Genomic DNA, 11,498 nt, shown 5'->3' with positions numbered 1-11,498 from the left:
AATGAAAAAGTTATTTACTGTGTGTGTTTCCTTGATGCTGTTTTTTATTGCAGGCAGTTTTATAAATCTTAGTGCCCAGGTATCACCGCAGGGCATCGCACCTGATTTCACACTTTCAGATACCGAGGGTGTAACATTTACACTTTCAGACCTGAAAGGTAAAACCGTGCTTTTAAGTTTTGGTGCCAGTTGGTGTCCCTTTTGTGTAGAAGAAGTGCCGGTGTTAATAAAAATACAGGAAAACAACAAAGATAAAAACTTTCAATTATTAGCAATAAATTTAGACAGTAGCATTAATAAAGCAAAAAAATTCAAAGAAAAGCAACGATTAAACTACCCCTTATTATTTGACGCAGATAACAAGGTTACAAATGCTTATAGTGTGCGCGGAATACCTGCGAATTTTGTGGTAGATGAGTACGGTCAGGTGTATTCTTTTGGCCCCGACATAGAAAGCGCGCAAAAACAATTAAACGAATTAATAAAACAAAACAAGAAAATTAATAAATCTAATAAAAAATAAGCCCAGATATTTCGGGGCGAAAATAGGAGCTAAAAATGACACAGGCAAAAGGTATTTACAAGTGTGAGGTGTGTGGTAATATAGTTGAAGTGTTACATTTGGGCGGCGGAGAGCTTGTTTGTTGCGGCCAGCCAATGAAACTTGTAACAGAGAATTCAGTTGAAGCTTCAAAGGAAAAGCACATTCCTGTAATTGAGGTAACTTCAAATGGTGTAAAAGTAAAGGTCGGCAGTATTGCTCACCCAATGGAAGAGAAGCACTTTATTGAATGGATAGAGGTAAATGTAGATGGCAAAGTATGTAAAAAGTTCCTTAAACCGGGTGATGCACCAGAGGCAGAATTTTGCGTTAGTGGAGCAAAAATATCTGCAAGAGCATATTGCAACTTGCATGGTCTTTGGAAGAGCTAATTGCTTGTACGCTGAATTTAAAAATAAATACGGTTAATAAAAATAATTTTAAATAAATTAGTAGGGGGAAGTAATGAAAAGTTTAAAAGGCACAAAAACCGAAAAAAATCTTTTAAAAGCATTTGCCGGCGAATCGCAGGCAAGAAACCGCTACACTTATTTTGCAGGTAAAGCAAAAAAAGAAGGATATGAACAAATAGCCGCGGTATTTGCCGATACAGCCGATAACGAAAAAGAACACGCTAAAAGGTTTTTTAAATTTCTTGAAGGTGGTATGGTGGAAATAACAGCCGCTTTCCCGGCGGGCATAATTGATACAACACTTCAAAACCTAAAAGAGGCCGCAGCTGGTGAAAACTTTGAACACTCAAAACTTTACCCGGAGTTTGCTGCTATTGCCAAAGAAGAGGATTTTGAAGATATTGCCTCCGCTTTTAACAGTGTATCTGTTGCAGAAAGAGGTCATGAGCAAAGATACCTTAAACTAGCCGCAAACATTGAAAAACAAGAAGTGTTTAAGAAACAAAAAACAATAAAATGGCGTTGCAGAAATTGTGGTTACATGCACGAAGGCTCAGTTCCACCGGAACAGTGCCCGGCGTGCCTGCATCCAAAAGCATTTTTTGAGCCATCGGCGGAAAATTATTAAAAATAAAAACAGGATGCAGTATTAGTTAAGCAAATAGTGCTACCTGTATAATGGAGAAAAAATGCGTAAAACAATCGCTTTATTTTTATCGGTAGTATTGTTTTTAAATGGTGTAAGTTTTGCCGCAAAGGCCCCAGCTAAAACCGAAACAAAACAAGAAACGGTTATGGTTGATGATTATGAGGGTTATAGTCAGCAAAATTACCTAAACGGCGATAGAGGTTCATGGAAGTACGAAAACTTTGACGAAGAAAACGACCCCGATTCTTATTGTAAAGAGCAGGTTGTAAAAATAGATGGCCTAAACGGCTCAAAAAAAGCGCTGAAACTTGTTTACAGCGTTGACTCAAAACGGCCCAGCGCAATGAATGGCTTTTGGACAAAGCTTATAAACTTTGATGCCAGTAAGTACGATTTTGTTTGCTTTGATGTAAAAGGAGATGCAAAAGAGGGCTTTACACAAGAATTTGTTTTAGAGTTAAAAAAATACAAAGATCAAACTGAGCGCAGGGCAAAACTTACCGGAATGTATCAGGTAAAAGGCATAACTGAGAATTGGCAAACTTACAAAGTACCGCTTTCTTACTTTAATGGACTATACGATAAAACAAACCAAAAAATATGGGACAATCCGCGCTCTGCACTTTCAGATTTAGATGAACTTGTAATAACTTTTAATTCCCGCGGTGTAACAAAAAAGAAAGGTGCAATATATATAGATAACATTAAATTTCTTAGAACAGGCGAAAAAACAGAGGATGTATTTTGCCGTCCGCCATCAGTTAATAAAGACAAAGAATATATTTTACTTGAAGACCCATCATACACTAAAAAAGAATTTTGGACAGCTGATAAAAAAGGCGGTTACAATAAAAAATCGGCAGGCACAAATGAGCCAGCAAAACTGCTTGAGTACTTAACAAAAAATCCAGAAGCAATACTTTATATATCAAATGGAGTTTATGAGTTTAAATTACACAGTGCCGATGGCGGAAAGTTTCGCTTTGTAAGCGGAACAGAGTTTATGAAGTTTTTATCAACCCGCATAGGCGGTTTCCCTAAACAAACAATTGTAAAAAAACAATTCCCAGCAGATGATAACGCAATGCTAAAAGAAATAGCAAAAGATACTTGGAAATTTTTTGACAATATAGTAGATAAAAAGCACGGTCTTGTTTTAGACACAATAACACTAAACGAAAAAGAGCCAATGGGCGAAGGCAGTTCAATAGGTGATTACACAAATGTAACAAACATTGGTGTTTATTTGTGCAGCGTTGTTTCAGCTTACGACTTTGGATTTATTACAAAAGAAGATGCCATAGAGCGATTAAAGTTGACACTTAACACAGTAAAAACAATGGACACATCAAAATATGGTTTCCCTTACAATTATTACGATACAACATGGGGAACTCGCACTGAATATTTTATTTCAATGGTAGATAGCGGTTGGCTTGTGGCTGGAATGTACATAGTTAAAAATGCCTTTCCAACTGAGCTTGGGCAAACTTGTGAGGAGTTAATAAATCGCGGGAACTTTAACTTTTTTTATGACAATGTTGAACAGCAAATGTGGCACGGCTTTTATGAAAACATGGGGCAATATGTAAATTATCACTATGGCATATTTTACACAGAACCGCGGTTAACAAGCTTTATAGCAATTGCAAAAGGCGATGTTGAAAAAGACCACTGGTTTAAAATGGTAAGAACATTCCCCTTAGAGTACGACTGGGCAACACAAAAACCAAAACACCGTGAGCTTAAAAATTATAAAGGTGTACAATATTATGCTGGCTGGTATGAGTGGAAAAATGCTCAAGGCAAAGTGTATAAATATATTCCATCATGGGGCGGTTCAGTATTTGAAGCACTAATGCCAACATTGTTTTTAGACGAAAAAAAATATGCGCCTAAAGGGCTTGGCTTAAACGACCAAAATTATGTAGATGCCACAATTGATTACACACTAAATTATTTAAAGTACCCAGTTTGGGGAATGAGCCCGTCGTCCGACCCAAAAGGCGGCTATAGCGAGTTTGGTGTAAAACCACTTGGCACGCTTGGCTATAAACCAGGCGCCATAACGCCGCATGCCTCATTTTTAGCGTTAGAGTTTGCGCCAAAAGAAGCAATAAAAAACATACGCAAAATGCTTGATGGCTGGGATGCATACGGCGAGTACGGTTTTTATGATGCGTTAGATCCAATGACAAAAAAGGTTGCCTATAAGTATTTATCGTTAGACCAGGGAATGATACTGCTTTCCCTAAATAACTACTTAAACAACGGCGCAATAAAAAAGCGCTTTGAAGCCGACCCAATATTTGAAAAAGGCAAAGAATTATTAAGCGTAGAGAATTTATTTGCCACTTCATCGGAAAACAAGCAAAAGTAGATATATAAATTTGATTTAAGTCGCGGCGCTATTCTGCCTCACCGCCTTTGGCGGGACCTTCGGCCTGCCCGCTCAAGGAGGGTCAGCCTTGGGCTGACGGGGATGACAGCTATAAAATGCTTGCCTAAAGAGGGTTTTTTTCTGGTATGCCAGTGCGGCGGGGGTAAGTGTTTTGTGTGTGGCCAGTTTTTTCAAGTACAAGTAGGTTGAATTTTTTTGTTTCGGTTTCTAATGGAATTTCATAGGAGAAAATTTCTAAAAGTTTTAGGTTAAGTTTTCTTAGTGCATTTTCTGCGTTTATTAGTTCATCTTTGTATTTGTCTGACTTATAAATAATGCAAAGTCCACCTGGTTTTACAAATGGGGATATAAATTCTAAGTTTGAATTAAATCCGCTTAGTGCGCGAGATGTAGCAAAGTCAAACTTCTCTCTGCAATCACTTGCCCTTCCAATTTCTTCTGCTCTTATATTTTCTACCCTGAAATTTTCAAAGCCAAGTGCCGCAGATGCCTCTTTTAAAAATACACATTTTTTACCAACTGATTCAACAAGCAAAAATCTGCTTTGAGGTAAAAATATTTTAAGTGGTATTGCGGGAAATCCTCCACCCGAGCCAACATCTACAATTGAAGGCGCAGCTATATTTTTTTCTTTAATAATTCTATTTATTATAGGCAGGGCACAGAGTGAGTCGGCAGCGTGCCTAAAAACAAGTTCTTCAAATGTTTTAAAAGAAACTAAATTGTGTATTAAGTTAGTTTCTGTTAGTAATTGTAAAAAACGCATTAGCTGGTCTTGTTGTTCAACTTTAAGCTCGTCAATATAGTTCTCTATAAAGTTTTTAAACTTTTCTAATAACTGTTGTTGAATATCCATTTATTTTTTACCTTTTAGGTGAATTAGTATTACCGCTATGTCTGACGGTGATATACCCGGAATTCTAAGCGCCTGGCCAATTGTTTTTGGCATTATTTTTTTAAATTTCTGACGAGCTTCTGCAAGCAAAGATATTACTTTGTCGTAGTCGAAATTATCTGGTATCTTTTTATTGGTTTCTTTGCCAAGTTTTGCGGCAAACTGGTTTTGCCGTGCAATATAGCCGCCATATTTTTTTGTAACTTCTGCCTGAAATGTAACAGCTTCTTTATCCCATGGGTAAAGCTCTTCATTGCACGGGAGTTCTGGTTTTATGTTCTTTTTTGCTTTAAGCAAACCTTCAACCGAAGCTTTATAGAGCAGGAATTTTTCATAGATTTCTGAATTTATAAGCTCTATTTTATGGCCATATTCCATTAGGCGCAAATCGGCATTGTCGTTTCTTAAATAAAGCCGATGTTCAGCACGCGAGGTAAACATTCGGTATGGTTCATCTACGCCTTTTGTAACAAGATCATCAATCATAACGCCTATATATGCTTCTTGTCTGCTTAATGTGAGAGGTTCTTTGTTTTGAATTTTAAGTGAAGCATTTACCCCAGCCATAAAACCCTGTGCAGCTGCTTCTTCGTAACCAGTTGTGCCGTTTATCTGGCCGGCAAAGTATAGCCCTTCAATGTTTTTTGTTTCAAGTGTCTGGGTTAGCTGTGTTGGCGGACAGTAATCGTACTCTATGGCATAACCATAGCGAAGGATTTTTGCATTTTCTAATCCCTCAATTGAATGAACAATATTATCTTGAACATCTTCTGGCAAGCTTGTAGATATTCCGTTTGCATAAAGCCAGTTTGAGTTATAACCTTCGGGCTCTAAAAATACCTGATGGCGGTCGCGCTCGGAAAAGCGTATAACTTTATCTTCTATTGAGGGGCAGTAACGGGGCCCGATGCTTTTAATTTTGCCGCTATAAAGTGGTGAACGATCTAAATTATTTTTGATATGTTGATGTGTTGTTTCATTTGTATATGTTAGATAACACGGGAGTTGTTTTTTATTTTTTTGCCAAATTAGTTTATTGGTAAAGTGGGAAAAAGGAATTGGCGGTTCATCCCCATGTTGTGCGGACATTTTTGAAAAATCAACGCTTGCAGAATCTAACCTTGCCGGTGTGCCTGTTTTAAGCCTACCAACTTCAAAGCCAAGTTTTTTAAGTGAGTCCGATAAAAACTCCGAAGATTTTTCATTTATTCTACCGCCAGAGGAACTTTTTAAGCCGGTGTGTAAAACACCTTTAAGGAAAGTTCCAGTTGTAATTATTACTGCATCTGAATTATAAGTTGAGCCATCGATAGTTTTAACTCCAATAACTTTACGCTTGCTTTCAATAACTTCACTAACTTCCGCTTCAAGCAAATCAAGGTTTTCCTGAGTTTCCAAAACAGAGCGCATTAATTGGTGGTATAGTTTTTTGTCGCATTGAGCTCTTGGCGACCACACTGCCGGGCCTTTTGAAAGGTTGAGCATTCTAAATTGCAGGCCTGCCTCGTCGGTTACTTTTGCCATCTCGCCGCCCATGGCATCTAACTCGCGTACAATTTGGCCTTTTGCAATTCCGCCAATTGCCGGGTTGCAAGACATTGCGGCAATTTTATCAAGCCGCATTGTTATAAGCAAAGTTTTAAGGCCCATTCTTGCGCAAGCAAGTGCGGCTTCGGCGCCGGCATGCCCGCCGCCAACAACAATAACTGAATAATTTATTTTTTCGCGCATAATTTTATTTTACCAGAAAAATACCGGTACAGATTAGCGCAATGCCAATAATGCGGCTAAAGGTTAGTGCTTCTCCAAGGAATAAAACGCTAAGAAGTGCTGTAACTAGAGGGTATGTAGCGGCAAGAGGGATAATTTTTGATGACGGTGCAAGCTCTAAGGCCTTAAAATAAGTGAACACACCTAAAGAGCCGGCAATCAGTCCAGACAGGGCAAAGTAAATTAAACTTTTTGTAGGCATTGCGGCTATTGCCTTAAATTTTCCGGCTATTAGAGCCGCAAAAAGCATAATTAAACCAACAACAATTCCGCGTACAATTGTGCCGTCTAAAGGGGTTGCGCCGCGCAGTGCGGCTTTGTCAAAGATTGGAGCTACTCCCCACAGAATTACTGTGAGGATAACCATTATTTTTACTGTATCCATAAAACTAAATTAAAACAACCAATAAAATACTTTTGCTAGTTATTTTATTTTTTCTTTAAGTTCTTTTAGTTTGTTTAGTAAAGCCACTGGGATTTCAGAGCCGTATTGGCCGTAAAACTTTTCTATTTCTTCAAGTTCTTTTTCCCATTCTTTAGGGTTTACTTCAAAGAGTTTTTTTACAACTTCTTTTGAAAGGTTTAGGCCCGATAGGTCAAACTCCGACATTTTTGGCATAAAGCCAAGAGGCGTTTCTACGCCATCTGCTTTACCTTTAACTCTATTTATCATCCATTTTATTACACGGAAGTTTTCACCAAAACCAGGCCAAATAAACTTGCCATTTTCATCTTTTTTAAACCAATTCGCCATAAATATTTTTGGCGGATTTTTAAGTTTTTTTCCAAAGTTTAGCCAATGTGTAAAATAACTAGACATATTATAGCCGCAAAATGGAAGCATTGCCATAGGGTCACGGCGAACATTACCAGTTGAGTGCGAGGCAGCTGCTGTTGTTTCGGAGCCGAGCGTGGAAGCGGCAAAAACGCCGTGTTCCCAGTTAAATGTTTCGCAGACAAGCGGGATGGTGTCTTTTCTTCTGCCGCCAAATATAATACCTGAAATTGGCACACCTTTTGGATTATCAAATTCTTCAGATATTGAAGGGCAGTTTTTTATAGAAACGGTAAAGCGCGAGTTTGGGTGAGCGGCAGGTTTGCCGGAGGCATGGTCGTATTTTTCACCCTGCCAGTTGAGCATATTTTTTGGTACTTCGTTAGATAAACCTTCCCACCATGGGGAGTTTGTATCTAAATCAAGAGCGGTATTTGTAAAAAGTGTTGGGAAGAATTTATCGTTTTTTATTGTTTCAATCATCTTTGGGTTTGTTTTGTTAGATGTTCCCGGTACTACTCCAAAGAAGCCGGTTTCCGGGTTAATGGCATAGAGTTTACCGTCTTCGCCAACATTTAGCCATGCAATATCGTCGCCCAAAGTTTTTACTTTGTAGCCGGCAGGCGCGTTTATAAGTGCTAGGTTTGTTTTACCGCAGGCCGATGGGAATGCACCAAGAAAATAAGTGGTTTCACCAGATGGGTCCTCAATGCCTATTACAATCATATGCTCTGCAAGCCAGCCCTCTTTTTGCCCAAGGCAAGATGCAATTCTAAGTGAGAAACATTTTTTGCCAAGTAAAGCGTTTCCTCCATATCCTGAGCCGATGCTCATAACAAGCCCTTCTTGCGGGAAATGCATAATAAAACGTCTTTGCGGATCAAGGTCGCCAACGGAGTGCAGACCTTTTACAAAGTTGTCGCTATCGCCAATTCTGTCCAATGCTTCTTTGCCAACGCGTGTCATTATACGCATGCTTACAGCAACATAAACCGAGTCGGTAACCTGAATGCACGATTTAGAATAAGGCGAACTTGGGTGCCCCATAGTATAAGGGATAACATACATAGTTCTGCTGCGCATACAGCCGTCAAATAATTTATTTAATTTTGTTTTTGCCTCATCGGGCGCCATCCAGTTATTGTTGGGGCCTGCTTCTTCTTTTGTAGGGTGGCAAACGAAGGTAAGGTGTTCGGTTCTTGCCACATCGCTTGGGTGCGAGTTGTGTAAATATGAGTTAGGAAATATTTTATCGTTTAATTTGTAAAAAGTTGGTTTGCCGGCAAATTTTTCTTGTGTAAGGCCAATGTAAACTAATCGCCTTGCTTCTTCCTCGGTTCCATCCATCCAGTAAATTTTATCTGGTTTCGTAAGTTCAGCTTGAGCTTGTACCCATTTTTCTACAAAGTTTGTCATTTTATTTCTCTTGTATTTATTAATTTTTTACGACCAAACAGTTTCTTTGACTTTTTCTACAACCGCTTCTTTTGTAGCATACATAACTTCAACTAACTCTTCTGGTTTAAACCAAAGTTTAATTTCGCGCTCGGCCTCTGCTGGATCTGAAGAGCAATGTATAACATTTTCAAAAATGCCTTTTGTTGTTATTCTTCCATAAGCGCCGCGAATTGTTACTGCCTCGGCCTCTTCGGGGTTTGTTGCGCCGGCAAGTTTTCTAAGTTTTGAAATTGCATCATCACCTTCGTAAACGAAAGCAATTACTCTGTTGTACGGATACCCATGTAAATCGCCCATAATAAAGTTAATTAGCTCTCCAAAGAAGGGTTTATCTTTAAGGTGTTGGTAATGAGCTGACGCCAGCTCGCGGCTTACGCGCACAACTTTTGCGCCTACAATTACAAGTTTTGCCTCGGAAAGTTTTGTAAGAATGTTGCCGGTAAGTGACTTTTTAATGCCATCGGGTTTGATAAGCACTAAAACCTGCTGTTTTGTTTTTGAAGTTGCATTCATTTTTTAGCCCTCGTTTAGTATTGAACCTGGATTTTGCAGCTTGACTTGGCATGCCCTGCGGTAGCCCGCCTTGGGTGGGAATTCGTCAAAAATGCCTCCGTCTCTTTCATCTCGGTTCTTCCATTCGGGTCCAAAACCGCACAAACCTATTGCAAAATACGGGTTGAAATTGAGATGAATTATAATAAAACCTATCAGAAAAGTCAATCAGTTTTATGTTTGAGGGTTTTGCATATAGGTTTGCCAATAATGATATATAAATTGTATAATTACCCTGCACTTAAAAAACTTAAAGTTCAAAAATTTTTGTAGTGTATTTTGGTTCAGTTTTTTAAAATGAGTTCGCGAAAATCAATATAATTTTGTTATTAAAATGTGGAGGCAAAATGTTTCGGTATCTTACAGCAGGTGAAACACACGGCAAAGCGCTAACAGTTATAATTGATGGTTTTCCGGCTGGGTTAGAAATTTCGGCAAATGATATAAATGCAGAGCTTGCCCGCAGGCAATTGGGTTATGGTCGTGGCGCAAGAATGCGAATTGAAAAAGACACAGTAGAGTTCGCTGGTGGTGTGCGTCTTGGTCAAACCACGGGTGCGCCAATATGCCTTGTAATTAAAAATTTGGACTGGCAAAATTGGCAAGAGATTATGGCGGCTGAAGCTTTAATAATTGATAAAAGTAAAGTGCAAACCCGCCCCAGGCCCGGCCATGCCGATTTGGTAGGTGTACTTAAATACGATAGGCAAGACATCCGTGACATTCTTGAGCGCTCATCTGCCAGGGAGACCGCATCAAAAGTTGCCGCAGGTGCGCTTTGCAAAAAACTCTTAGCAGTTTTTGATGTTTCGTTGTTTTCTTTTGTAAAAGAAATTGGTGGCATAAAGTCGGATATATCAAAGTTGTCTCTTTCAGAAATAAAAAAATTCACGGAATTATCGGTTGTAAGAACTCCAGATAAAACCGCTGAAAAAGCAATGATATCAGCAATAGATGAAGCAAAAATAAAAGGCGACACTCTTGGCGGCATATTTTCGCTTGTTGCGCAGAATGTTCCGCTTGGGCTTGGCAGTCACACACAGTGGGACAAAAAGTTAGACGCAAAAGTTGCCGCTGCCCTTATGGCTGTGCAGGCAATAAAGGGTGTTGAGTTTGGTGCTGGTTTTTCTTATGGTTCATTGCCCGGCTCTATTATGCACGATGAAATTTATTACTCAAAAGAGAAAAGTTTTTATAGAAAAACAAACAACGCGGGTGGCTTTGAAGGCGGTATGACTAACGGGGAAGATATTTTTATTTCCTGCGTTATGAAGCCAATTCCATCGCTTGCAAAACCGTTGTCATCGGTTGATATAAAAACCAAAAAAACATCACTTGCTTCGCTAGTACGGGGCGATGTTTGCGCTGTGCCAGCCGCCGGTGTAGTTGGAGAGGCGGTAGTAGCAATTGAACTTGCCAGCGCATTTATAGAAAAATTTGGCGGCGATACATTAGTAGATATGAAAACAGCATTTATTTCTTATAAAAAAAGAATAAAAAACTATTAATGAAAAAAAATATAGTACTTACTGGTTTTATGGGAAGTGGGAAATCGGTTATAGGCAAATTACTTGCCGAAAAAATTGGTTTTACATACTTTGATGTGGATAAGAATATTGAATTAGAAAATGCTTTAAGTATTACTGAGATATTTGCTCAAAAAGGCGAGCCGTATTTTAGGGGACTTGAAGCGCAAATGATAAAACGCGCATCGACAATGGAGAAGCTTGTTATATCTTGCGGCGGCGGGGTGGTGCTAAGGGCAGAAAATATGGACGCGCTTGAAAGCACAGGTGTTGTTGTTTACCTAAGGGCAAAGCCAGAAACAATTTTTGAGCGAATTAAGAATGACACTAATCGCCCGTTGTTAAAAGTTGCCGATCCACTTTCTAAAATAAAAGAACTTCTTAATTTAAGGGAGCAATACTACACTCGTTGTTCATTTTCAATAGATACCGACTATCTTTCTCCAAATGAAATTGTAAAACACATAACAGATATGCTCTTTGAAAAATACAATTTCAAAATTAAGTAATGGTTTTAA

At 38.8% G+C, this 11,498-nt stretch carries 11 protein-coding genes; 6 read left to right on the top strand and 5 right to left on the bottom strand.

The genetic code is table 11. The features are described from left to right. The first annotated feature begins 1 nt into the window (after position 1). The 4 genes from M0Q46_02370 (at position 2) to M0Q46_02355 (ending at position 3,983) form a co-directional block, all read left to right on the top strand. The gene (locus M0Q46_02370; GenBank protein ID MCK9582458.1) at positions 2-523 is read left to right on the top strand and encodes a TlpA family protein disulfide reductase; all 522 of its coding nucleotides are present in this window, start codon (positions 2-4) and stop codon (positions 521-523) included. 35 nt (positions 524-558) lie between these two features. Further along, complete coding sequence (locus tag M0Q46_02365; GenBank protein ID MCK9582457.1) at positions 559-933, top strand: desulfoferrodoxin; 375 nt, start codon at positions 559-561, stop codon at positions 931-933. A 73-nt stretch (positions 934-1,006) separates the two neighbouring features. Beyond that, entirely contained in the window at positions 1,007-1,582 is a 576-nt protein-coding gene (locus tag M0Q46_02360) for a rubrerythrin family protein (protein MCK9582456.1), read from the top strand. 61 nt (positions 1,583-1,643) lie between these two features. Beyond that, positions 1,644-3,983 carry a DUF3131 domain-containing protein gene (locus M0Q46_02355; GenBank protein MCK9582455.1) on the top strand — a complete coding sequence of 780 codons (2,340 nt, stop codon included), beginning with the start codon at positions 1,644-1,646 and terminating at the stop codon, positions 3,981-3,983. Between the two features lie 124 nt (positions 3,984-4,107). Here the strand turns inward: M0Q46_02355 and rsmG are convergent, their stop codons facing one another. From rsmG to M0Q46_02330, 5 genes are read right to left on the bottom strand one after another with little or no spacing between them, the layout of a single operon-like run. Next, complete coding sequence (gene rsmG / locus M0Q46_02350; protein ID MCK9582454.1) at positions 4,108-4,860, bottom strand: 16S rRNA (guanine(527)-N(7))-methyltransferase RsmG; 753 nt, start codon at positions 4,858-4,860, stop codon at positions 4,108-4,110. After that, positions 4,861-6,630, bottom strand: coding sequence for a tRNA uridine-5-carboxymethylaminomethyl(34) synthesis enzyme MnmG (mnmG, locus tag M0Q46_02345; GenBank protein ID MCK9582453.1), 1,770 nt, complete (start codon positions 6,628-6,630; stop codon positions 4,861-4,863). 4 nt (positions 6,631-6,634) lie between these two features. Then, a complete protein-coding gene (locus M0Q46_02340; GenBank protein MCK9582452.1) occupies positions 6,635-7,054 on the bottom strand; it encodes an EamA family transporter in 420 nt (139 codons plus the stop codon). 39 nt (positions 7,055-7,093) lie between these two features. Further along, positions 7,094-8,860: a phosphoenolpyruvate carboxykinase (GTP) gene (locus M0Q46_02335; protein ID MCK9582451.1), complete on the bottom strand. Its 1,767-nt coding sequence runs from the start codon at positions 8,858-8,860 to the stop codon at positions 7,094-7,096. A gap of 27 nt (positions 8,861-8,887) precedes the next feature. Continuing rightward, the gene (locus M0Q46_02330) at positions 8,888-9,415 is read right to left on the bottom strand and encodes a nucleoside-diphosphate kinase (GenBank protein MCK9582450.1); all 528 of its coding nucleotides are present in this window, start codon (positions 9,413-9,415) and stop codon (positions 8,888-8,890) included. A gap of 386 nt (positions 9,416-9,801) precedes the next feature. Between M0Q46_02330 and aroC the strand changes: the two genes are divergently transcribed. Further along, positions 9,802-10,962, top strand: a complete 1,161-nt coding sequence (aroC, locus tag M0Q46_02325; protein MCK9582449.1) for a chorismate synthase — start codon at positions 9,802-9,804, stop codon at positions 10,960-10,962. After that, positions 10,962-11,489 (top strand): shikimate kinase, encoded by a 528-nt coding sequence (locus M0Q46_02320; GenBank protein MCK9582448.1) that lies wholly within the window; start codon positions 10,962-10,964, stop codon positions 11,487-11,489. The genes aroC and M0Q46_02320 overlap by 1 nt, the downstream gene beginning before the upstream one ends. The last annotated feature ends 9 nt before the right edge of the window (positions 11,490-11,498 follow it).

Source organism: Endomicrobiales bacterium, from assembly GCA_023228045.1.
In the GTDB taxonomy this organism is placed as follows: Bacteria; Elusimicrobiota; Endomicrobiia; order Endomicrobiales; family JALOBY01; genus JALOBY01.
Note: the sequence above shows the minus strand (reverse complement) of the source record. Positions and strands in the feature narration are given on the sequence as shown.